The 20821-nt window shown below is 73.2% G+C and carries 23 protein-coding genes and 1 tRNA gene; 8 read left to right on the top strand and 16 right to left on the bottom strand.

Annotated elements, in window-relative coordinates:
• Positions 1–16: 16 nt before the first annotated feature.
• Together ACFUC1_RS07115 and ACFUC1_RS07120 are read right to left on the bottom strand one after the other, a co-directional pair.
• Positions 17–199 carry a YegP family protein gene (locus tag ACFUC1_RS07115; RefSeq protein ID WP_379118080.1) on the bottom strand — a complete coding sequence of 61 codons (183 nt, stop codon included), beginning with the start codon at positions 197–199 and terminating at the stop codon, positions 17–19.
• 86 nt (positions 200–285) lie between these two features.
• Positions 286–591 (bottom strand): hypothetical protein, encoded by a 306-nt coding sequence (locus tag ACFUC1_RS07120; protein ID WP_379118082.1) that lies wholly within the window; start codon positions 589–591, stop codon positions 286–288.
• 73 nt (positions 592–664) lie between these two features.
• On the opposite strand from ACFUC1_RS07120, the gene selA reads away from it, so the two are divergent.
• Positions 665–1972: an L-seryl-tRNA(Sec) selenium transferase gene (gene selA / locus ACFUC1_RS07125; RefSeq protein WP_379118084.1), complete on the top strand. Its 1308-nt coding sequence runs from the start codon at positions 665–667 to the stop codon at positions 1970–1972.
• Between the two features lie 10 nt (positions 1973–1982).
• Here selA and ACFUC1_RS07130 read toward each other — a convergent pair whose 3' ends face one another.
• The 6 genes from ACFUC1_RS07130 to ACFUC1_RS07155 all read right to left on the bottom strand — a co-directional run bounded on the left by ACFUC1_RS07130 (position 1983) and on the right by ACFUC1_RS07155 (position 7042).
• Positions 1983–3383: a hypothetical protein gene (locus tag ACFUC1_RS07130; protein ID WP_379118085.1), complete on the bottom strand. Its 1401-nt coding sequence runs from the start codon at positions 3381–3383 to the stop codon at positions 1983–1985.
• Positions 3380–3895: a hypothetical protein gene (locus ACFUC1_RS07135; RefSeq protein WP_379118087.1), complete on the bottom strand. Its 516-nt coding sequence runs from the start codon at positions 3893–3895 to the stop codon at positions 3380–3382. The genes ACFUC1_RS07130 and ACFUC1_RS07135 overlap by 4 nt, the downstream gene beginning before the upstream one ends.
• A gap of 3 nt (positions 3896–3898) precedes the next feature.
• Positions 3899–4498: a hypothetical protein gene (locus ACFUC1_RS07140; RefSeq protein WP_379118089.1), complete on the bottom strand. Its 600-nt coding sequence runs from the start codon at positions 4496–4498 to the stop codon at positions 3899–3901.
• A gap of 96 nt (positions 4499–4594) precedes the next feature.
• Positions 4595–5551 carry a hypothetical protein gene (locus ACFUC1_RS07145; protein ID WP_379118091.1) on the bottom strand — a complete coding sequence of 319 codons (957 nt, stop codon included), beginning with the start codon at positions 5549–5551 and terminating at the stop codon, positions 4595–4597.
• Between the two features lie 5 nt (positions 5552–5556).
• Positions 5557–6084, bottom strand: a complete 528-nt coding sequence (locus ACFUC1_RS07150; RefSeq protein ID WP_379118093.1) for a MauE/DoxX family redox-associated membrane protein — start codon at positions 6082–6084, stop codon at positions 5557–5559.
• Between the two features lie 115 nt (positions 6085–6199).
• Entirely contained in the window at positions 6200–7042 is an 843-nt protein-coding gene (locus ACFUC1_RS07155) for a hypothetical protein (protein WP_379118095.1), read from the bottom strand.
• Positions 7043–7209: 167 nt separating this feature from the next.
• Here ACFUC1_RS07155 and ACFUC1_RS07160 point away from each other — a divergent pair, with 167 nt between their 5' ends.
• Positions 7210–7728, top strand: coding sequence for a peptidylprolyl isomerase (locus ACFUC1_RS07160; protein WP_310152177.1), 519 nt, complete (start codon positions 7210–7212; stop codon positions 7726–7728).
• A 69-nt stretch (positions 7729–7797) separates the two neighbouring features.
• On the top strand, positions 7798–8715 hold the full coding sequence (locus tag ACFUC1_RS07165) for a rhomboid family intramembrane serine protease (protein ID WP_379118098.1): 918 nt from the start codon (positions 7798–7800) through the stop codon (positions 8713–8715).
• 358 nt (positions 8716–9073) lie between these two features.
• On the opposite strand, the gene ACFUC1_RS07170 is transcribed toward ACFUC1_RS07165, so the two are convergent.
• Positions 9074–9322, bottom strand: coding sequence for a cell division protein CrgA (locus tag ACFUC1_RS07170; protein ID WP_379118100.1), 249 nt, complete (start codon positions 9320–9322; stop codon positions 9074–9076).
• Positions 9323–9387: 65 nt separating this feature from the next.
• On the opposite strand from ACFUC1_RS07170, the gene ACFUC1_RS07175 reads away from it, so the two are divergent.
• The 4 genes from ACFUC1_RS07175 to ACFUC1_RS07190 are packed head-to-tail and all read left to right on the top strand — an operon-like array spanning position 9388 to position 11689.
• Positions 9388–10140 carry a DUF881 domain-containing protein gene (locus ACFUC1_RS07175; RefSeq protein WP_379118102.1) on the top strand — a complete coding sequence of 251 codons (753 nt, stop codon included), beginning with the start codon at positions 9388–9390 and terminating at the stop codon, positions 10138–10140.
• Positions 10137–10820 carry a class E sortase gene (locus ACFUC1_RS07180; RefSeq protein ID WP_379118103.1) on the top strand — a complete coding sequence of 228 codons (684 nt, stop codon included), beginning with the start codon at positions 10137–10139 and terminating at the stop codon, positions 10818–10820. The genes ACFUC1_RS07175 and ACFUC1_RS07180 overlap by 4 nt, the downstream gene beginning before the upstream one ends.
• 3 nt (positions 10821–10823) lie before the next feature.
• Positions 10824–11033 (top strand): hypothetical protein, encoded by a 210-nt coding sequence (locus tag ACFUC1_RS07185; protein WP_379118105.1) that lies wholly within the window; start codon positions 10824–10826, stop codon positions 11031–11033.
• Entirely contained in the window at positions 11030–11689 is a 660-nt protein-coding gene (locus tag ACFUC1_RS07190) for an aminodeoxychorismate/anthranilate synthase component II (RefSeq protein WP_379118109.1), read from the top strand. The genes ACFUC1_RS07185 and ACFUC1_RS07190 overlap by 4 nt, the downstream gene beginning before the upstream one ends.
• Positions 11690–11796: 107 nt before the next feature.
• Here ACFUC1_RS07190 and pknB read toward each other — a convergent pair whose 3' ends face one another.
• From pknB to ACFUC1_RS07225, 7 genes are read right to left on the bottom strand one after another with little or no spacing between them, the layout of a single operon-like run.
• Positions 11797–13659 carry a Stk1 family PASTA domain-containing Ser/Thr kinase gene (gene pknB / locus ACFUC1_RS07195; RefSeq protein WP_379118112.1) on the bottom strand — a complete coding sequence of 621 codons (1863 nt, stop codon included), beginning with the start codon at positions 13657–13659 and terminating at the stop codon, positions 11797–11799.
• Complete coding sequence (locus ACFUC1_RS07200; protein ID WP_379118114.1) at positions 13656–14915, bottom strand: serine/threonine-protein kinase; 1260 nt, start codon at positions 14913–14915, stop codon at positions 13656–13658. Before ACFUC1_RS07200 ends, pknB begins: the two co-directional genes overlap by 4 nt.
• On the bottom strand, positions 14912–16369 hold the full coding sequence (locus ACFUC1_RS07205; RefSeq protein ID WP_379118116.1) for a peptidoglycan D,D-transpeptidase FtsI family protein: 1458 nt from the start codon (positions 16367–16369) through the stop codon (positions 14912–14914). The genes ACFUC1_RS07200 and ACFUC1_RS07205 overlap by 4 nt, the downstream gene beginning before the upstream one ends.
• A complete protein-coding gene (locus tag ACFUC1_RS07210) occupies positions 16366–17742 on the bottom strand; it encodes an FtsW/RodA/SpoVE family cell cycle protein (RefSeq protein ID WP_379118118.1) in 1377 nt (458 codons plus the stop codon). The genes ACFUC1_RS07205 and ACFUC1_RS07210 overlap by 4 nt, the downstream gene beginning before the upstream one ends.
• Positions 17739–19091 carry a PP2C family protein-serine/threonine phosphatase gene (locus tag ACFUC1_RS07215; RefSeq protein WP_379118120.1) on the bottom strand — a complete coding sequence of 451 codons (1353 nt, stop codon included), beginning with the start codon at positions 19089–19091 and terminating at the stop codon, positions 17739–17741. Before ACFUC1_RS07215 ends, ACFUC1_RS07210 begins: the two co-directional genes overlap by 4 nt.
• An 11-nt stretch (positions 19092–19102) precedes the next feature.
• Positions 19103–19606, bottom strand: a complete 504-nt coding sequence (locus ACFUC1_RS07220) for an FHA domain-containing protein (RefSeq protein WP_379118122.1) — start codon at positions 19604–19606, stop codon at positions 19103–19105.
• Positions 19607–19615: 9 nt separating this feature from the next.
• The gene (locus ACFUC1_RS07225) at positions 19616–20470 is read right to left on the bottom strand and encodes an FhaA domain-containing protein (RefSeq protein ID WP_379118124.1); all 855 of its coding nucleotides are present in this window, start codon (positions 20468–20470) and stop codon (positions 19616–19618) included.
• Positions 20471–20625: 155 nt separating this feature from the next.
• Between ACFUC1_RS07225 and ACFUC1_RS07230 the strand changes: the two genes are divergently transcribed.
• A tRNA-Leu gene (locus ACFUC1_RS07230) sits at positions 20626–20708 on the top strand.
• Positions 20709–20821 lie beyond the last annotated feature (113 nt).

Consider the following 20821-nt stretch of genomic DNA (forward strand, 5'->3'; position numbering starts at 1 on the left):
GTGGCAGGGGCTGGGGTCAGCCGTCGACCTCGACGATGCTGGCCCCCGGCGCGTTCTTCTGCACCGACTCGATGCCGTTCTGCGCAGCCGCCTTGGACTCGTAGGCCTCGCCGACGGCGATCACCTGTCCGTTGCCCGCCTTGAGGCGGAAGCGCCACTTCCCCGACTTGTCCTGGTACAGCTCGAACTTGCCTGCCATGGCACACCTCGTCGTGTCGAGACCACCCTGCGGAACGCCCGCAGCCTAGGCCCGCTCGCGGTTGCTGGCCAGCCCTGCGGGGCAGGTCAGGCGCGGCTGGGTGCCGGCGGCTCGGCTTCCCGGGAGAGCCCGGGAGGTGCCGGGCGGGGCCGGCGTGGCTCGCGCACGCCCGCGGAACCGTCGTCGCCGCGGCCGGCCGCGGCATACCTCCCGACCAGGGCACGGCCGCGCAGCCGGCGGTGCCGGTACACGGTGACCACCCCGTGCCACGCCGGCTCGGGAATGGCCCGGCGCGCTGCCTGGACCGCCTCGGACGGGCTGGCCGCAGTGATGTGCGCCCGGAAGTCCCGGACCGCCCGGCCGTCGCCCACGTGCACGTCGTACGTCGCCATGCGCACCAGCCTGCGCCCCGGAGCGCCCTGCTCACAAGGGCCTTGCCGGAACTGCTGCGCTAGCCTCGCTGGCATGTCGCAGCCCGGACCCGAGGACGCACGACGCCGGGTCCCCCGCACCGACGCGGTGCTCGCCGAGCCGGCCCTGCTGCAGGCGGTTGCCCGTCTCGGCCGGGAGCGCGTCAAGGACGCGGTCCGCTCGGCGCAGCAGCTGGCACGGGACGGGGCGATCGACCCGTCCGAGGTGGCCGCGGTGGCGACGGCGTCGCTGCCCACCCGACCCACCTCGCTCACCCCGGTCGTCAACGCCACGGGCGTCGTCGTCCACACCAACATCGGCCGGGCGCCGCTGTCGTCGGCTGCCGTGGAGGCGATGACGGCCGCGGCGGGGTACGTCGACGTCGAGCTCGACCTCGCCACCGCCCGCCGGTCCCGGCGCGGCCGCGGCACCCTCGAGGCGCTGGTGGCTGCGGTCCCGGGCGCGGAGGCGGCCCTGGTCGTCAACAACGGCGCGGCCGCGCTCGTCCTGGCCACCACCGCGCTGGCGGGTGAGGGCCGCGAGGTCCTGGTGAGCCGCGGCGAGATGGTCGAGATCGGCGACGGTTTCCGGCTGCCCGACCTCATCGAGAGCACCGGGGCCCGGCTGCGCGAGGTGGGGACCACGAACCGCACGACCCTGCAGGACTACGCGAGCGCGATGGGCGCTGCCACGGGATGCGTCCTCAAGGTGCACCCGAGCAACTTCCGGGTCGAGGGCTTCACCTCCTCGGTCCCCGTCCGCGAGCTGGCGACACTGGGGGTCCCCGTCGTCCACGACATCGGCAGCGGGCTGCTCACGCCGCACCCGCTGCTGCCCGACGAGCCGGACGCCGCCACGGCCCTGGGCGAGGGCGCGTCCGTCGTCACCTGCTCCGGTGACAAGCTGCTCGGCGGCCCGCAGGCCGGCGTCGTGCTCGGCCGCGCCGACGTCGTCGAACGGCTGCGCCGGCACCCCCTCGCCCGCGCGGTCCGCTGCGACAAGACCACCCTCGCCGCGCTCGAGGCCACCCTGCGCGGGCCGCAGCCCCCGGTGTGGGAGTTCCTCGGGGCCGACCCCGACGACCTGCACCGGCGGTGCGCTGCCCTCGCCGCCGGCCTGCCGGACCGGCTCGAGGCGTCGGTCGTCCCCAGCGAGGGCGTCGTCGGCGGCGGCGGTGCCCCGGGACGGGTCCTCCCCGGCTGGGCGGTGTCGCTGCCCGAGTGGGCGGCGGCCGACCTGCGCGCGCAGGACACGCCGGTGCTGGCCCGCGTGGAACGCGGGCGCTGCCTCGTCGACCTGCGGTGCGTGCCGGAGCGGGACGACCCGGCCGTCGCTGCTGCCCTGGCCCGGCTCCGGCACTGAGGGACCTCCCTCAGGCGGTGATGGTCCCGCCCTCGAAGGTGCACGTCAGCCGGCCGTCACTGGTGGGCACGGTGTCCGTGAGCGGGTACCCGTAGCTCCCCAGCCCTCCACCAGCGGCCTTCCAGGCGTCCAGCACCGTGCCGTAGGCGCGGCGTGCCGGACCGCCGGAGAGCGCCCAGAGCTCACCCTTGGTGAAGACCTGGCGTGCTCCCCGGGCCAGCACGGTGCGCGGGGCCGTCGGGAACCCCAGCACCCCGTTCTCCCGCCCGGCGGCCTGCCACGCCGTCCACATGTCACCGAGGACGACCTGGGCAACCGTCGGCCGGCTGGCGGTGATGGCTCCGCCCTGGAAGGTCTGGATCCAGTAGTACCCGTCCGGTCCGTAGACGAGCCCGGACGTCGGGTAGCCCATGACGCCGGCCTCGCGGCCGTTGTCCCGCCAGAGGGTCCAGCGGTTGTACGTCAGGGTCTGCCGGACGTTCGCCTTGCTCGCCGTGATCGCGCCGTTCTGGAAGATCTGGATGTAACCCCCGTCGCGCAGCCCCGTGGTGATGTCGGAGATCGGGTACCCGAGCACCGTGCGCTGGGCGCCCCAGGTGGCCCACGTCCAGCCGTTCATGGCTCGTGCTCCGGTGCCGGTCGCCCAGACGATCCAGCCGCCCTGGTACGCGACGTACCGCCCGCGCCCGTCCCCGATCGCCTTCTCCGGACCGGTGGACGCCTTGAGGAACGACTTCTGCTCCCCCATCGCCTTGTACTTCGCGGCGATGCCGCCCCACTGCGGCAGCAGCGGCGAGCTCTGCTCGGAGGTGCGGTCGTCGCTGAGCGACGTGGTCGTGCAGGCGGCCCACGTGTACGGCGCGACGCAGCTCACCACGCGGCAGTGCACGCCGCCGGAGCACTTCACCTGCGTGTTGCACTGGCCGTACCGGAAGGCGTTGCAGCACACGCGGCGCTGGTCGCAGGTGGCGGTCGAGCCGCTGCCGCACGAGCAGGACCAGCACGCGCTGTCGCAGATGCCGTCGCTGCACCCGGTGCTGCACCGTGAGCAGGACGCGTTGCAGTCGACGATGTACCGGTAGCCGCCACCGCACCAGGAGGAGTCGGCCGCCTTCCACCACCCCGCGGCGAAGCTCCCGGGCGGGCACGTGTTGACGCCGTTGTTCACCGTGGCGCAGAAGACGGTCCACCCGCTCGAGGCGGTGTTGCCGGGCCCGCAGATGGTGGCGTATGCCGCGACCGGCCGCAGCGCGTACTCCTTGGGCTTGGTGGCCAGGGCGGTCGCCGCGACGGTCGCCCCGAGCAGGACGTTGCGGCGGGAGACGGGACGCAGCCGCTGGGCGAGGCGGGTCACGACACCGGCCATGCCGCCCGGGCCGGGCCCGGTGGTGAGGTCGTCGAGGGTGCTCACGGGCGGCCTCCCTGCCGGAGAAGGGTCTCGCGGTCGGTGATGTGCAGGGTCGTGACGAACATCGCGGCACGCTGGACGTTCGCCATCCGTCGCGCGTGGCTGCCGATCACGGTGAAGAGGCAGAAGCCGCGACCGCCGGAGCTGAAGAAGTGCTGGGAGGCGCTCATCCCGGGCAGCGGTCGCTGCATCCGGTTCGGCGCGAACTGCGACGGGGCCAGCCGGGGCAGTCCCTGCTTCTCGAACAGGCCCTGGTCGGCGACCTCCGTGCCGTAGTCGACGAGCGCGACGAAGACGTCATCCGGCCCGAGCAGGTCGACGACGCCGGTCCCGAAGTCCTCGCGCACGGGAGGCAGCGGTCGCGTGCACGCGTGCAGCACCGGGCGGGTGACGTCCTGCTGGGCGTCCGGTGCGAGGCGCGACCCGGGGGCCGGCGGCTCGGCGCCCGGCCGGCGGGTCACCTCGACGTGCCACCCCCGAGGAGTATCGGCGCGCAGGCCGTAGCGGTCAGCCATCCCTCACCCACTCCCGATCGAGGAGGCCAGCAGCACCGCCGCCGCACCGCCCAGAGCCACTGTAGCCACGATGCGTGCCGGTTTCGCCCATCGTTCGACCCTTTCGAAGACCCGGTGCAGCGCCGCCCGGTCGTGCACGCCGGCCATGAGCAGCGACGGCGCCGCCCGCACCAGCCCGAAGACGCCGCCGACGAGCAGCCCCACGCGCACGTCGCCGGAGAGGGCCGCCAGGAGCACCACGGCATACGTCGTCGCGCTCGTGATGATCGTGACCAGGCCGAAGCCGAGCTGGGCGCCGAAACCCAGGCCCATCACCCAGCCGCGGTACTCGTCCAGCCACGCGATGTCGACCTGGCGCCGCCACGACGGCACCGCCGCGGCACCGCGCAGGTCGAGGACGAGGCCCACGAGCAGCAGGGCGGCGACGAGGCCGAGCGCCCACGCGGAGGACCGGGCGGCTCCGGGCACCAGGGCGCCGAGCAGCGAGGCGAGGCCGCCGAGCGCCAGGCCGCCGGCCAGGGAGCCGACGAGGTATGCCGTGGTGGTGAGCCACCAGCGGGAGTTGCGGGCCCGCTCACCGAGCGGGCTGATGCTCGAGAGCATCGACTCGCCTCAAGGGGACCAGGTGGCCCGGACTGCGGCGACCACCGCCATGGGGACCCCGAGGACGAGGGAGAGGGCCGTCGCGTCCATGTCCGGTCAGGAGTCGCGACCGGCGCGGTGGTGCCCGTGCGCGTGGTCGTGGTGGTCCTCGCCCGCGTGGTCGTGGTCACCGTGCACGTGGTGCTCGTGCTCGTGGCCCGCGTGGTCGTGGTCGTGGTGCTGCGACGACCCGTCGGCGGGCACCGGTTCGGGGTCCGGCGGCACGTACAGGCTGGGGTGGCCGGGCGTGATCCCGGACGCCTGCAGCTCGGCGTCGATCCGCGTCGGGCTGTCGCGGCCGCCGTCGTCGACCGGCGCGACGGCGGCGACCGCACCCGCGCCGACTGCGCCGGGACCCGTGCGGCCGGCCGCCACCCGCGCCTCGTCGGCGTCGGCGACGCCCTGCGCCATGAGGTCGCGGACCTGCGCCCAGGTCGTCGCCGACCCCTCGCCGGTGACGGTGCCGCCCTCGACGTAGACGAAGTACGGCGACCCGGGGATGTCGTAGTCGACCCAGGCCCGGCTCGACTGCACGACGTCGAGCCGCCCGGCGAGGGACTTCAGCGCGCTCGGCGACTCCTCCTCCGGTCCCTTGGCCACGACCACGAGGCGGCCGTTCCCGGGCACGTCCACCTCGTGCTGAAACTCCTCCCAGAACGTCTGGCACACGCTGCAGCCGCTGGTGAGGAACGCGAGCAGGGTGCGACTGCCCGGCGCCGTGACGTCGTGCCGGCGCTCGGTGCGGTCCAGCGCCGTGCCGACGACGTCGTGCCCCCGCGCGGAGTCGTGCCGGGTGGCGGGGACGACCCCGCTCTCGAGCTCGACCGGGACCGGACCCGGAGCGCCGCCGCTGGTCGCGCGCGTGACCCCGGTGCCGGCCTCCTTCTCGAGCTCGAGCCCGGCCCCGAGCTCGTGCAGCGCCCGGAGGATGAGCGCGTGGCTGCGCAGGAGGCCCAGCACGAGCAGGCCGAGCAGGACGATGGCGACGCCTTCGGCGACGACGGCGGCGAGCATGGGGGTCAGCCCTTCGTGGTGCTGCGGACGGCGGCGGGGGTGGTCGCGGGGAGCACGGCCATCACCTGCCAGGCGAGGAAGGCGACGACGACCGCGAGACCGGCCGTCGCGAGGGTGGCCCCGTCGACCGCACGCCACACCCGGTCCGGGGGCGCCACGGCGACGAGCAGGGCGACGAGGCCGGCGGCGCCGGTGAGGGTCGCGTGGGTGCGCGTCGCCGGGGTGTCCGGCTTGCCGAAGCAGCCGCACGAGCCCAGCACGCCCCCGCGGGCCAGCACCCGCAGCACGAACGACGTGAAGAGGAGGTATGCCGCGGCCACCAGCCCGGCGGCATACCGGCCGGGCGCGAGCACGGCCCAGAGGCCGACGAGCACCTCGCCGACGGCGAAGGTGCGCACCACCTGCCGGTGCACGGGCAGCCCGGCGGTGCGCAGCGCCCGGACCAGCGGCAGCGGGTCGCGCACCTTGGGGACCCCGGCCACGACGAGCAACCCCGCCGCGGCGAGGAACGGACCGGCGACGACGTCCCACATGCCGCCCCACGCTACGTCACAGCGGGGGCCGCGGGACGATTCCGGGACGGGCGTCCCGTGATGTCGTCCTGCGACCCCCGCTGCGGGTGGTCGAGGTGGCCCTGGGGCCGGGAGGTCAGGCCGAGGTGCCGTTGTCCTTCGCCTCGTCGGCGGCGTCCTTGGCGCTCTCGGCCGCACCCTGCGCCGCGCCCTTGGCCCGGTTGGCGGTCTCGGACGCCTCGTCCTTGGCGCTGGACGCGGCGTCGGACGCCTTGTCCTTGGCCTCGGAGGCCTTGTCCTTCACCGTCGTCGCGGCGGAGGCGGCCTTGTCCTTGGCGGCGTCGGCGAGGTTGGAGACCTTCTCGGAGGTCGAGCTGCCGACCGAGGAGCTGCGACCGGAGGTGGGTGCGGTGTACGGGTCGTCGAGCGGGGTCGCCCACGGGTCCTCGCGCGGAGCCGACTTGCGGAACGCGGCGAAGGCTGCGGCCGCGGCGGCGATGACGCCGAGGGCGATCAGCACCTTGCCCTTGCGCCGGCGGGGCTTGGCGACGGCGTCGCCCTTGAGCACGGAGTACGCGGCGGAGGAGCGGTCTGCGGCGTCGCCGGCGGCGTCGCGCGCCGACTCCTTGGCCGCGGAGGAGGCGGCGGCCACGGCCGCGATCGCCTCGGCCACCTTGGGCAGCAGCGAGTCGACGATCGTGTCGCGGGCGCTGTCGACCTTGGGGGCCAGGCCCTCGACCGCCTCCTGCAGCTTGGGCGCGGTGACCTCGATCCCGTGCTCCACCTTGGGCTTGGCCCAGTCGCGGGCCGCCTCCACGTGCGGGCCCGCCCAGTCCTTCGCGGACGCCGCGGCGTCGCGCGCCGCCTCGGCCGCGGGGACGACGCGCTCCTTGAGGGCGCCGGCGTAGTCCGCTGCGTCGTGGGCCGTCTGCTGGACGGCCTCGGTGGCCTTCTCAGTCCTGGTCTTGGTGCCGAACACCGTGCCTCCTGTGGGCTGTCGCGGACATCGTCTTCATGTCCATCCTGCCGTGTTTCGGCTGGTCGGCAAGCCCGCCCCGGGTGCGGGGCCGGGTCGTGGACGCCCCCGCCCGGGCGTCGGCGGGCTCGGTCGACCACGGGTGGCACGGGCGTGACAGGATGACCGCCATGGACGTCACCCTCAAGACCAACCACGGCGACATCAAGGTCACCCTGTTCCCCGACCACGCGCCGAAGACGGTGCGCAACTTCGTCGGCCTGGCCAAGGGCGAGCAGGAGTACCGCGACGACGCCGGCCGCTCCAACCCGACCCCGTTCTACGACGGCCTGGTCTTCCACCGCATCATCCCCGGCTTCATGATCCAGGGCGGCTGCCCGCTCGGCCAGGGCTTCGGCGGCCCGGGGTACACCTTCGACGACGAGATCAGCCCCGACAAGGACTTCACGAAGCCCTACATGCTCGCCATGGCCAACGCCGGCAAGCGCATGGGCAAGGGCACGAACGGGTCGCAGTTCTTCATCACCGTCGGGCCGACCACCTGGCTGCAGGGCAAGCACACCATCTTCGGCGAGGTCGCCGACGGCCCGAGCCGTGAGGTCGTCGACAAGATCGCGAACGTGCGCACCGGTGCGAACGACAAGCCGGTCGAGGACGTTGTCATCGAACAGGTCGTCGTCAACGACTGAGCAGGCCCGACCGGTCCCGGTGTCCCCGACCCAGAGCCGGCCGGCGCACCCCGACCCGGAAGGTCCCGCATGACCGAGCCACCGACCCCCGGCGCCTCCTCGCAGCAGGAGGCGCCGCCGGTCTGTCCGCGCCACCCCGACCGCGTGTCGTACGTGCGCTGCCAGCGCTGCCAGCGCCCGGTGTGCCCGGAGTGCCAGCGTCCTGCGGCCGTCGGGGTGCAGTGCGTCGACTGCGTCCGCGAGCAAGCCCGGACGGTCCGCTCCGCCCGGACCGTCCTCGGTGGGCGCCCCAACGCCGCCCCGGTCGTGTCGTACGCGATCGTCGGGCTCTGCGTGCTCGTCTACGTGCTCCAGCTGGCGATCCCCGGCCTGACCCGCGACATCGCGTTCGTGCCGGCGCTCGGGCGCACGGAGCCCTGGCGCTTCCTCACCTCGGCCTTCGCCCACAGCCCGAGCCAGATCACGCACATCCTGTTCAACATGCTCGCCCTGTGGGTGGTGGGCGCGCAGTACCTCGAGCGGCTGCTCGGTGGGGTCCGGTATGCCGCGGTGTACCTCGTGTCCGCGATCGGCGGCGGCGTCTGCTACCTGCTGCTGAGCACCCCGCCGCAGGTCGTCGGGGGGCAGCTCGTCGGCGGGACCAACTGGTTCACCGCCGCGGTCGGCGCGTCCGGGGCGGTCTTCGGCCTCTTCGGGGCGCTCGTGGTGGTCAACCGCAAGCTGGGTCTGTCCAACGGCGGGATCTGGGCCACCATCGGCATCAACGCCGTGATCGGGTTCGTGGTCCCGGGCATCGCCTGGCAGGCCCACCTCGGCGGCCTGCTCACCGGGGCCGCCTGTGCCGCCGTGCTCGTGGGGTTCAACGGACGCGAGAGCCGTCGCTACCAGTGGCCGGCGCTGGTCGGCGTGCTGGCGCTGCTGGTCGTGCTGGCCGTGGCGAAGTACGCCCTCACCTCCGACCCCACCCAGGTCTTCCTCGGCGGCTGACCCCGTCCCCGGCGCGGCGCGGCGCGCGGCATACCCGCTGGTCTGTGCACACACCTCCGTGCCTGTGCGCGCTGAGCGGATCCGCGCGCAGTGGTGCGGAGGTCTGTGCGCAGACGAGCGTGTGGACAGACCAGCGTGTGGAGCCGAAGGGCGCAGACGTCGCGGGGGCGCGGCGGCCGGCGCCTGTCGTCGGGTGGGTGGTGCGGCGGCATGTGCCCGGGTTGGGGACCTTCGTCCTCGGCCTCGAGGTGGAGCCGTGGCTCCTACCGGCGACGTATTACACGCCTGTCATTCTGTCCCCAGCTGTGAACAACCCTGTGGACAACTGCGCCCCTGTGGACAACCGGTGGACGGCGCGTCAGCGCCAGCGGGTCGTCATCCCGAAGCCGACGAGCATGAGGCCGAAGCCGACACCGAGGTTCCACCGGCCGAGCGACTCGACCGGGAAGCGCTGCGAGGTGATGTAGAAGACGACGATCCACAGCAGACCGACGACCATGAGGGTGAGCATCACGGGGACGAACCACGCCGGGTTGCCGACCTTCGGCTTCGCGGGCTTGCTGGGCGGGGTGTAGGCGCGCTTCTCGCGGCCCTTGGACTCCGGCACGGGTTCACTCCTTGCGAGTTCGAGCGGCGTACGGGCCGCCGTGACGTGTGGCATAGCGTAGTGCCATGCCGGACCAGAAGCTGACGTGGCTGACCCGCCGCCCCACGCCCTGGTCCGCGCTCGTCCCGGTGGTGGCGCTGGGTGCCGGCATCCTCTTCGCGACCAGCGCCGCGACCGCCAAGGGCACCGACCTCAGGTCGTCCACCTCGGACCTGCCCGGGCTCATCCGCGAGCACACCCGCAGCAACGCCCTGGCCGCCGAGAAGGTCGGGTCGCTGCGCGCTCAGGTCGACCAGCTCTCGGCCAAGCAGGCCCCCGGTGACCTGCGGATCACCCAGCTCACCAACCAGGCGGACAAGCTGCAGCTGGCCGCGGGCACCGAGGCGGTGACCGGGCCGACCGTCCGGGTGACCCTCACCGACGCCAAGAACGTGCCCGACCCGCTGCCCGACGGCTTCACCGTCGACGACTACGTCGTGCACCAGCAGGACGTGCAGGCCGTCGTCAACGCGCTGTGGCAGGGCGGCGCCGAGGCGATGATGCTCATGGACCAGCGGGTCATCTCCACCAGCGCCGTCCGGTGCGTGGGCAACACCCTGATCCTGCAGGGCCGGGTCTACTCCCCGCCCTACGTCATCACCGCGATGGGGGACCCGATGGCCTTGCGGGCCGCGCTCAACACCAGCCCGTCGGTGCAGATCTACCGCCAGTACGTCGACGCCGTGGGCCTCGGATACGACGTGCAGACCAGGCCGCAGCAGACGTTCCCCGCGTATGCCGGCTCGATCAACCTGCAGTTCGCCAGGACCGGCTCGTGAAGGCCCTGCGCTGGTCGCTCGGCATCGTCGGCGACCTGCTCGTGACGGCCGGCGCCGTGCTGCTGCTCTTCGTGGCCTGGCAGCTGTGGTGGACCGACGTCACCGCCAACCGGGTGCAGGGCGACACGGTGCACGCCCTGACCCGCGACTTCGGCACCGGCCGTTCGACCCCGGCCAGCGAGACGCCGAAGGCCGTCCCGTTCGGCAAGGCCTTCGCGATCCTGCGCATCCCGCGGCTCGGGGCCGACTACGCCCGCCCGGTGCTCGAGGGCACCAGCCTCGACATCCTGCAGCAGGGCGTCGGGCACTACACCGGCACCGCGGGCCCCGGAGCCGTCGGCAACTTCGCCGTGGCCGGTCACCGCACGACCTACGGTCGGCCCTTCCACGACATCGACCGGCTCCGCCCGGGCGACAAGATCATCGTCGAGACCGCGCAGGCCTACAGCGTCTACGTCGTCCGGCGGCACGAGATCGTCGACCCCACCGCGGTCCGGGTCATCGCCCCCGTGCCGGACGAGCCGGGTGTGAAGCCGACGGGCCGCTGGATGACCATGACCGCCTGCCACCCCAAGTACAGCGCGGCGCAGCGCTACGTCGTCTTCGCCGAGCTGGACCAGACCTACCCGCGCGCGAAGGGCCTGCCCGTGGGCACCCTCGCCGTCCCGAAGGGGGACTGACCCGTGCTGTATGCCGCGATCTGGCGCGCCCTGCCCGGACCCCTCGTCGTGCGGGTGCTGCTCGCACTCGTGCTGCTCGCAGCGGTCGTCGCGTTCTGCTTCCTCTGGCTCTTCCCCCGCATCGCCCCGTTCATGCCGTTCAACGACAACACCGTGGACGGTCCGTCGGCGGCGGTGGTCCACGTCACGGTCCCGGTGGGGAGCGCGGCATGACCCGCGTCCTGGTCGTCGACAACTACGACTCGTTCGTCTTCACCATCGTCGGGTACCTCCAGCAGCTCGGCGCGCACTGCGAGGTGGTGCGCAACGACGCCATCAGCCCGGCCGCCGCGGCGGAGTTCGACGGCGTCCTCGTCTCCCCCGGCCCCGGGACCCCCGAGGAGGCCGGGGTTTCCATGGCGATGATCGAGGCCTGTGGGGAGCGCGCCCAGCCGATGCTCGGCGTCTGCCTCGGCCACCAGGCACTCGGCGTCGTGCTCGGCGCCACGGTCGGCCGCGCGCCGGAGCTGCTGCACGGCAAGACCTCGCGGGTCCTGCACGACGGGACCGGCGTGCTCGCGGGGCTGCCGTCGCCGTTCACCGCGACGCGGTACCACTCGCTCACGATCGACCCGGCCACGGTGCCGGACCAGCTGCTGCCGAACGGCCACACCGAGTCCGGGATCATCATGGCCGCCCGGCACCGGGACCTGCCGCTGCACGGCGTGCAGTTCCACCCCGAGAGCGTCCTCACCGAGGGTGGTCACCGCATCCTGGCGAACTGGCTGGCCCTGTGCGGCCTGCCCGACGCCGTGGAGCGGTCGGCCGGGCTGAGCCCGCTCGTGCGCGACGCCGAGGGTGTCGCGCGCGTGGTCGCCGCCGGCGACTGACGTCGGGGCGCGCGCGACGCGGACCCATGACGGCGGCGCGGGCCGACCGGGCCTCAGGAGCGGCTATCGCTGGCTCCGACCGGCGCTGCGGCGCCGGTCCGCCGGCCTCAGGAGGCGGGCGGCGTGGTCGGCAGCGTCGGCAGGGTGGGGGCGGTGGTCGTCGTCGTGGGTGGTGTGGTCGGGGTCGTCGTGGTGGTCGTCGTCGGGGTCGGCGTGGGGGCCTGCGCCACCGTGATGGTGATCGTCGTCCCGTCGTCGACCTTGGTGTCGCCCTTGATGCTCTGCGCGATGACGGTGTTCTCGGGCTCCGTGCTCTCCTTGAACACCGTCTTGATGTTGAGCCCCTTCTGGGTCAGGGCGTCCGAGGCGTCGTTGCGGGTGCGGCCGACGACGTCCGGGACCGTCACCTTGCCCGACGACAGGGTCAGCACGACCTCGCTGCCCGCGGAGACCGTGGTCCCGGCGGACGGGGTGGTCTCGACGACCTTGCCCTTGTCCACGCCGGAGTCGTCGACGGTCTTCACCTGGGAGGCCACCTTGAGGTCGAGGTTGGCCAAGGCGGTGCGCGCCTCGTCCTCGCCGTAGCCCTTGAGGTCCGGGAGCTGCACGGTGTCCGGGCCCTTGGAGACACTGAGCTGCACCTGGCTGCCCTTGGGTGCCTTCTCGCCGTCGCCGGGGTTCTGGTCGACCACCGTGCCGACGTCCTTGGGGCTGGCGACGTCCATGCGCTCGGGCACCAGGCCGGCCGCGCGGATCCTGGCCTCGGCGGTCTCCACCGGAAGGTTCACGACGCCGGGCACGGTGACCGTGGCCGTGGTGTCCGGGGCGCGGTTGAGCAGCGACTTCCCGGCGAGCACGAGCAGGGCGAGCGCGCCGACCACGGCGAGCAGCAGCAGGACGTAGGCGAAGCCGCGCCGCTTGCGGGGCTCGTCGTCGGGGTCGTGCCCGATCGCCGGGAGGGTCGCGGTGTTGCCGTGCACGGCGTCCGGCGCCCCGGCATACCCCATCTCGGTGGGGATCACCGTCGTCGCTGCCGCCGCCGACAGCGGGGTCATCGCCATGGTGGCCGCGGCGCCGGCCACCGCGGCGGTGCCGCGCGCGCCGTCGCTGATCGGGCGGCCCAGCCGCGCGGCCTGGAGGTCGGCGCGGAAGGCGGTGGCGTCCTGGTAGCGGGCCTCGCGGTCCTTGGCCAGGGCGTGCAGGACGACGGCGTCGAGCGCCGGTGGGACGTCGGGGTTGAGCGCGGACGGGCGCAGCGGGGCCTGCTCGACGTGCTGGTAGGCGATCGCGACCGGCGAGTCGGCCTGGAACGGCGGCCGGCCGGTGAGCAGCTCGAAGAGCAGGCAGCCGGTGGAGTACAGGTCCGAGCGGGCGTCGACCTGCTTGCCCTGCGCCTGCTCGGGCGAGAGGTACTGGGCAGTCCCGATGACGGCCTGGGTCTGGGTCATGGTCGCGTTGGCGTCGGCCATCGCGCGGGCGATGCCGAAGTCCATGACCTTGACCTCGCCGTGCCGGCCGACCATGACGTTGGCGGGCTTGATGTCGCGGTGGACGATGCCCATCCGGTGGCTGTAGGCCAGGGCGTCGAGGATCCCCTCGGTGATGCGGGCGGCCTCGGAGGGGTCGAGCGGGGAGCGCTCGCCGAGCAGCTGGCGCAGCGTCTGGCCCTCGACGTACTCCATGACGATGTAGGGGGCGGGCCGCGTGGCGCCGCCGGCCTCGGTGACGGTGTCCTCGCCGGAGTCGTAGACGGCGACGATCGAGGCGTGGTTGAGGCCGGCCGCGGACTGGGCCTCGCGGCGGAAGCGGACGAGGAAGGAGCTGTCCCGGGCGAGGTCGGAGCGCAGCATCTTGATGGCCACGGGTCGGCCGAGCCTGGTGTCGTGCCCGAGGTGGACCTCGGCCATGCCGCCGCGGCCGAGGAGCTCACCGACCTCGTAGCGGCCCCCGAGGACCTGTCGTGCGATCACTTCTTCTTCTCCCCCTTGCCCTTGCCGTGGCCCGGCTGGGGTGCGGGCGCTGGCTGGGGTCGGCTGGCTGCTGGTCGTGCGGTGGTCGTCGTGCTGGTCGAGGGGGCCGTCGTCGGGGGTGACGAGGTCGCCCCTGTGGTGACGCCTCCGGACGGCGTGGGGTTGGTGGCCCGTCCCGGGGTCGCGCCACCGGCGCGTCCGCCGACGGCGAGGGCGACGACCAGGACGAGCAGGACGGCGGCGATCCCCGCGACGGGGAGCAGCCACGCCGGCCGGCGGGTGTCGTGCTCCACCGTGCTCTCGGTGACGCGCAGCGCGGCCTGGGCCGGGGTGGTGACCAGCACCGAGGTGGGCAGCGCCTCGTCCGGTGCCAGCCCCGGGGCCCCGGCCACGACGGGGGCGACGGCCGACCGGGCGCCGGCGACGAGGTGCTCGGGCACCTGCCCCTCGGGCAGGGAGAGGGCCGCGGCGAACTCGGCCGCGCTCTGCGGACGCTTCGCCGGGTCCTTGGCCAGCGCGGCCATGACGGTGGTCCGCAGCGGCTCGCCGATCTCGTCCGACAGCTGGGGCGCCGGCTGGCTGACGTGCGCCAGGGCGGTGGTGACCATGGTGTCGCCGGAGAACGGGCGGCGCCCGGTGAGCATCTCGTACCCCACCACCGCCAGCGCGTACACGTCGCTCAGCGGTCCGGCGGGCTGGCCCTGCGCCTGCTCGGGCGACAGGTAGTGCGGGGTGCCGAGGACCTCCCCGGTCTGGGTCATCGGTGCCTCGTTGAGCGCCCGGGCGATGCCGAAGTCGGTGAGCTTGGCGTACCCGTCGGCGTTGACGACGATGTTCGCCGGCTTGACGTCGCGGTGCACGACCCCCGCCTCGTGCGCGGCCTGCAGGGCCCGTGCCGTCTGGACGAGCACGTCGCGCACCTCCTCCTGCGGCAGCGGCGCGCGGTCCCGGATGATCGTCGACAGCGGCTCCCCCTCGAGCAGCTCCATGACGAGGTATGCCGTGCCGGAGTCGTCGCCGAAGTCGTGCACGGTGCCGATGTTGGGGTGGCTGAGGCCGCCGCTGTGCCGGGCCTCGGCGTGGAACCGCTCGACGAAGGCCTCGTCGTCCGAGCCGTCCGGGCGCAGCACCTTGACCGCCACGTCGCGGTCGAGGGTGGCGTCGTGGGCGCGCCACACCTCGCCCATCCCGCCGGCCGCGATGCGCTCGGTGAGGTGGTAGCGGGACGCCAGGACCTGGCCGGTCTCGAAGCTCACTTGCCCAGCACCGCTTCCATGACCGCCTTGGCGATGGGAGCGGCGACGCGGCCCCCGAAGGCCTCGCTGCCGGCGTTGCCACCGTCCTCGACGACGACCGCGACCGCGACCGCGGGGTCCTGGGCGGGTGCGAAGGAGATGAACCAGGCGTGCGGCGGCTGGCCCGTGGCGTGCTGGGCGGTGCCGGTCTTGCCGGCGACGTCCACGCCGTTGATCTGCGCGGCCGTGCCCGTGCCGGACTTCACGACGGCCTGCATCATGCGGGTCAGGGCTGCCGCGGTGTTGGCGGAGACGGCCTGGGACATCTGCTCGGGCTGGGCCTCGTCGATCGTCTCGAGGTCCGAGGAGGTGACCTTGGAGACGAGGTAGGGCTTCATCACGATGCCCTTGTTGGCGATGGCGGCGGCGACCATGGCCATCTGCAGCGGGGTGACGCGCACGTCGTACTGGCCGATGGCGGACTGCGCGAGCTGCGGCTGGTTGAGCTGGTCGGGCACGCTGCTCGGCGTCACCGTCATGGGGATCGAGAGCCGGTCGCCGATGCCGAACTTGGCGGCCTGCGCGCGGAACGCGTCGGCCCCGACCTGCATGCCGAGCCAGCCGTATGCCGTGTTGCACGAGATCTCGAGCGCGTGGGTGAGGGAGGTCTTGTCGTTCGGTCCGCAGGGGCGGCGGTCGTCATTGGGCAGGTTGACCGTCGTCTGGGGCAGGTCGAGCGTCGCCGGGCCGGGGACCTGGCTCTCCTCGGTGAACTTGCCGGACTCCAGCGCCGCAGCCGTCGTGACGATCTTGAAGGTCGAGCCGGGCGGGTACAGGTTGCCGGCGATGGCGCGGTCGACCAGGGGCGCGTTGCCGTCGGCGAGGAGCTTCTTCCACGCGGCGACGACCGTCGCGGTGTCGTGGCTGCTCAGGACCGAGGGGTCGTAGGACGGGTGGCTGACCAGCGCGAGGATCTCGCCGGTCTTCGGGTTCAGTGCGACGACCGCGCCGCGCTGGTTGCCGAGGGCCTGGTCGGCCGCCGCCTGGGCCTTGGGGTTCAGGGTCAGCTCGAGGCTGGCGCCGGTCTGCTCCTTGCCGGTGAGGATGTCGGACACCCGGCGGTAGAACAGCTTGTCCGAGGCGCCGGACAGCAGCGAGTCCTCGGCACCCTCGATGCCGCCGCCTGCGCCGTACGTGAACGAGTAGTAGCCGGTGACGTGGGCGTACAGGTCCTTCTTCGGGTACGTCCGCAACCACTTGAGCTCGTCCTTCGACGGGACGGACTTGGCGATGGGGGCACCGCCGACGAGGATCTGGCCGCGTTCGCGGGCATACGTCGCGAGCAGGGTGCGCCGGTTGCCCGGCCGCTCGTCGAGCGACTTGGCCTGCACGAACTGGATGAGGGTCGTCGACACGAGCAGCGTGCTGAACAGCAGCGCGACGACGGTCGACAGGCGGCGGATGGGGGCGTTCACCGGATCGGCACCACTTCCGTGCGCGCCTCGGCGGCGGCGCTGGGCCCCTCCGGCACCTCGGCCACCGGCCGCCGGGCGCGGTCGCTGATGCGCAGGAGCAGGGCGACGAGCGACCAGTTGGCCAGCAGCGAGGACCCTCCGTAGGACAGGAACGGCATCGTCAGGCCGGTGAGCGGGATGACCCGGGTGACGCCACCGACGACGACGAAGCACTGCAGCGCCACCGAGAACGCCAGGCCGGCGGCCAGCAGCTTGCCGAAGCCGTCGCGCACGCCGATCGCGGTGCGCATGCCGCGCTCGACGATGAGGACGTAGCAGATCAGCAGGGCGAAGACACCGATGAGGCCGAGCTCCTCGCCGAAGCTCGGGACGATGAAGTCGGACTCGGCGAAGTACGTGAGGTCCGGGCGGCCGCGGCCGAGCCCGGTGCCGAGGAGACCGCCGGCCGCCATCCCCATGAGCCCCTTGGCGACCTGGTCGGACTGCCCGGGGGCGAACGGGTCGAGCCACAGCTGCACCCGCTCCTGCACGTGCCCGAAGATCAGGTACGCGACGTAGGCGCCGGCGCAGAAGAGCGTCATGCCGATCGCGATCCACGAGACGCGCTCGGTGGCGACGTAGAGCACGGCGACGAAGAGGCCGAACAGCAGCAGCGAGGAGCCGAGGTCGGTCTCGAAGACGAGCACCCCCAGCGACATGACCCACGCCAGGAGGATCGGGCCGAGGTCGCGCCCGCGCGGCAGCGTCAGGCCGAGGACCTTGCGCCCCGCCAGGGACAGGGCGTCGCGCGTCTGTACGAGGTAACCGGCGAAGAAGATCGCCAGCAGGATCTTGGCGACCTCGCCCGGCTGGAAGGTGAACGGTCCCAGGCCGATCCAGATGCGGGAACCGTAGACGGACCGGCCGATGCCGGGCACGAGCGGCATGATGAGCAGCACGAACGCGGCGACCGCCGCGGTGAAGGTGTAGCGGCGCAGGACGCGGTGGTCGCGCAGGAACCAGATGACCGCGGCGGCGATGGCGACCGACAGCGCGCTCCAGATGAGCTGCTTGAGCGCCAGCCCCTGGCCGAGGGATCTCCCGTGCGCGAGGTCGAGCCGGTGGATCATGACCAGGCCGAGGCCGTTGAGCAGCGTCACGATCGGCAGCAGCAGCGGGTCGGCATACGCGGCCTTCCAGCGCAGCAGCAGGTGGAACCCGACGGCGAGCACCAGCAGGCCTGCCACCTGGGTCGTCAGGCCGGGCGGGACGCTGCCGCTCACGGCGAGCGAGACGTTGACGTAGGCCAGGACGACGATGCCCACGGCCAGCAGCAGCAGCACCAGCTCGACGTTGCGGCGGGTGCGCGGGGGGTGGCTGGAGACGGTCGTCATGGCGTGGTGGTGGTCGACGGGGAGCTGGTGGTGCTGCTCGTCGCGCTCGGAGTGGTCGTGGTGGTCGTCGGGGTCGGCGTGGTCGACCCGGAGCTGTCGCAGGCGCCGCCGGTCGCACGAGCAACGGCGCAGCGGGAGGCCTCGGCGCGCAGCTGCTCGACCAGCGTCTCGGCGGCCTGGCGGGTGTCGGTGGAGACGGTCGACTCGACCTTGTTGCGGTAGAAGTCGGGCAGGTCGGAGACCAGCACGTCGGTCTGCTGCTCGACGTGCGACAGCGTCACCGGCCCGATGTTCTGCGACACCCCCTGGAAGACGGCGACCTGGCCGGCGTGGGCCCCGACGAACCACTGGCGCTGGGTCCAGGCGTATGCCGCGTACGCGCCGCCGCCGATCACCACGAGGGCGACGAGCACGAGGGCGATCCGGCGCACCCAGCGTCCCGGCCCGGCCGGCCCCTCCTCCGCGAGGGGGACCCCGTCGTCGTCGGCCTCGCCGGCTGCCTCGCGGGCGAGGGCCGCGGCCTTGCCGGCCGGGGTGAGTGGGATCGGGCGGGTGCCGCTGCGGGCACTGCGGGAGGCCGCGGCGCCGACGATCTGCGGCTGGGTCGGGGTCTCCGCGGCGCGGGTGGCGTCCAGGACGTCACCGATGACGATCGTGACGTTGTCCGGGGCGCCGGCCTTGAGGGCGAGCTCGACGAGCCGGTCGGCCGTGCGGCCCGGGGACTCCCCGGCGGTCAGCACCTCGGCGACGGTGTCGGCCGCGACGTAGTCGGTGAGCCCGTCGGAGGCGATGAGGTAGCGGTCGCCGACCCGGGCCTCGCGGACGGCGATGTCCGGCTCGTCGTCGGGGGCACCTGTGAGGACGCGGGTGACGAGGGACCGCTGCGGGTGGCCGATCGCCTCGTCCGCCGTGATCCTGCCCTCGTCGACGAGGCTCTGGACGAAGGAGTGGTCCTTGGTGATCTGGGTGACCTCGCCGTCGCGGACGAGGAAGGCACGGGAGTCGCCGATGTGGGCGACGACCAGCTTGTTGCGCGAGCGCAGGATCGCGATGAGCGTCGTGCCCATGCCGTGCAGGCTCGGGTCGCTGCGCACCATGTCGGCGAGCTCGGCGTTGGCGCGCTCGATCCGCTCGAGCAGCGCCCGGCTCGCCTCGGCCGAGCCGTGGGCCTCGTCGTCGAGGTCGGCGAGCGCGCCGATGACCACCGAGGAGGCGATGTCACCCCCGGCGTGCCCCCCCATGCCGTCGGCCATGGCGAGCAGCCGGGACCCGGCATACCCGGAGTCCTGGTTCTCCGACCGCACCATCCCGACGTCGGAGCGGGCGGCGTAGTTGAACGCGAAGGGCATCGTGTCGCTGCCTATCGCCGCAGCTCGATGACGGTCTTGCCGATGCGCAGGCTGGTGCCGGCCTCGACGCGGACGGGTTCGGTGAGCCGCTGGGTGCCCAGCCAGGTGCCGTTGGTCGAGCCGAGGTCCTCGACGAACCAGGCGCCGTCGCGCTGGAACACGCGGGCGTGCCGGCCGCTGGCGAAGTCGTCGTCGAGCACGAGTGCGCACTCGGGGTTGCGGCCGATGACCGTGCCGGCCTCGCGCAGCGGCAGCGACGTGCCGGTGAGGGACCCCTGGGTGACGACGAGCGTGCGCGGGGCGGTGGAGTGCGGCTGGCGCTTGGCCGGGCGGGGCTGCTCGCGGACCGCGGGCGCGGCGGGTCCACGCGCGGGGCGGGCGGCCTTGCGCGGGGTCCGGCTCATGACACGGGTGCCGTAGAGGTCTCCGCGCAGCACGCCGACGACGCTGAACACGAAGACCCACAGGAGGACGAGCAGGCCGAGGCGGATGATCGTCAGGGTGAGCTCACTCATGCGGGGACATCACCGCCGACCGGCACGGTAGACGACAGAGGTGCGGCCCACCGTGATCCGGTCCCCGTCGGACAGGCGCTGGCTGCTGATCCTCTCGCTGTTGACGAACGTCCCGTTGGTCGAGCCGAGGTCCTTGATGCTCGCGACCAGGTGCGGACCGTCGTGGGTGACCCGGATCTCGCTGTGGCGCCGGGAGATGCCGGGGTCGTCGAGGATGATGTCCGCGCTGTCGTCGCGCCCGAGCACCGTGATGGCGCCCATGAGGGGGTAGCGCTCGCCGTCGACGTCCAGCCACGGCCGGTCGGCCGGGTTGGGGCGGCGCGGTGGTGCCGGCTGGACGGGCGCCTGGCGCTGGGTCGCCTCGATGCCGTCGGCGTCCGGGGCCGAGATCGGCGGGGGTACCGGGGCCGGGGCGGCAGACGCCGGGGCGGCAGGCACCGGGGCCGCGGCCGCCGGTGGGGCGGTGGTGGCACGGCCCGGGGCCGCGCCGGGGCGGCGTGCGGTGGAGGTCCGCAGCCGGAAGACACCGGTCTCGAGGTCGTTGGCGCTGGAGAAGGAGACCTGGATGGGGCCGCCCGGCTGGTAGCGCTGGGACTCGGCGTGCTCCTGGGCGGCGGCGATCAGCTCGTTCTCGAGCTCCTCGTCGTAGCCACCGAGGCGGTCGTAGTCGGTGTCGGACAGCTCGACGGTGTAGAGGTTGGGGACGATCGTGCGCCCCGGCCCGAGGATGGCGGCCCGGTCGTCCATGGCCCGGCGGATCGCGCTCGCGATCTCGACCGGCTGCACCTCCGACTTGAAGGCTCGTGCGAAGGCACCGTTGACGGCGCGCTCGAGGCGCCGCTCGACGCGGTCGAACAGTCCCACCGCTCGCACTCCTTCCGTGTGTCCGGCACACGATCGTAACCGGGTCGGCCGGGTGGAGCGGTGCCGCCGTGCGGAGGGTCGTCCGCGGATGTGCGTCTTCGGGCCACCCGGTTTGGCGAACGGCGTGGACGTACCCCACAATGGGGGCCGTCCACGCGCAAGTGGCGGAACGGCAGACGCGCTGTCTTCAGGTGGCAGTGTCCTTACGGGCGTGGGGGTTCAAATCCCCCCTTGCGCACGCGATGACGATGGGCCCCGACCTTCACGGTCGGGGCCCATTGCGGTTTCGGGGGCCCATCGTCATCGCGTCCGGACGGCACGGTGGGATCTGGGAGGAGGAAGGTCGCTCTG

It is taken from the genome of Pedococcus sp. NPDC057267 (assembly GCF_042668795.1).
GTDB lineage: Bacteria > Actinomycetota > Actinomycetes > Actinomycetales > Dermatophilaceae > Pedococcus.

Bases quoted from the DNA above. Each gene is read 5' to 3' on its own strand.
- ACFUC1_RS07115 (WP_379118080.1), bottom strand. From the start codon at position 199: ATGGCAGGCAAGTTCGAGCTGTACCAGGACAAGTCGGGGAAGTGGCGC.
- ACFUC1_RS07120 (WP_379118082.1), bottom strand. From the start codon at position 591: ATGGCGACGTACGACGTGCACGTGGGCGACGGCCGGGCGGTCCGGGAC.
- selA (WP_379118084.1), top strand. From the start codon at position 665: ATGTCGCAGCCCGGACCCGAGGACGCACGACGCCGGGTCCCCCGCACC.
- ACFUC1_RS07135 (WP_379118087.1), bottom strand. From the start codon at position 3,895: ATGGCTGACCGCTACGGCCTGCGCGCCGATACTCCTCGGGGGTGGCAC.
- ACFUC1_RS07140 (WP_379118089.1), bottom strand. From the start codon at position 4,498: ATGCTCTCGAGCATCAGCCCGCTCGGTGAGCGGGCCCGCAACTCCCGC.
- ACFUC1_RS07145 (WP_379118091.1), bottom strand. From the start codon at position 5,551: ATGCTCGCCGCCGTCGTCGCCGAAGGCGTCGCCATCGTCCTGCTCGGC.
- ACFUC1_RS07150 (WP_379118093.1), bottom strand. From the start codon at position 6,084: ATGTGGGACGTCGTCGCCGGTCCGTTCCTCGCCGCGGCGGGGTTGCTC.
- ACFUC1_RS07160 (WP_310152177.1), top strand. From the start codon at position 7,210: ATGGACGTCACCCTCAAGACCAACCACGGCGACATCAAGGTCACCCTG.
- ACFUC1_RS07165 (WP_379118098.1), top strand. From the start codon at position 7,798: ATGACCGAGCCACCGACCCCCGGCGCCTCCTCGCAGCAGGAGGCGCCG.
- ACFUC1_RS07175 (WP_379118102.1), top strand. From the start codon at position 9,388: ATGCCGGACCAGAAGCTGACGTGGCTGACCCGCCGCCCCACGCCCTGG.
- ACFUC1_RS07190 (WP_379118109.1), top strand. From the start codon at position 11,030: ATGACCCGCGTCCTGGTCGTCGACAACTACGACTCGTTCGTCTTCACC.
- ACFUC1_RS07210 (WP_379118118.1), bottom strand. From the start codon at position 17,742: ATGACGACCGTCTCCAGCCACCCCCCGCGCACCCGCCGCAACGTCGAG.
- ACFUC1_RS07215 (WP_379118120.1), bottom strand. From the start codon at position 19,091: ATGCCCTTCGCGTTCAACTACGCCGCCCGCTCCGACGTCGGGATGGTG.
- ACFUC1_RS07220 (WP_379118122.1), bottom strand. From the start codon at position 19,606: ATGAGTGAGCTCACCCTGACGATCATCCGCCTCGGCCTGCTCGTCCTC.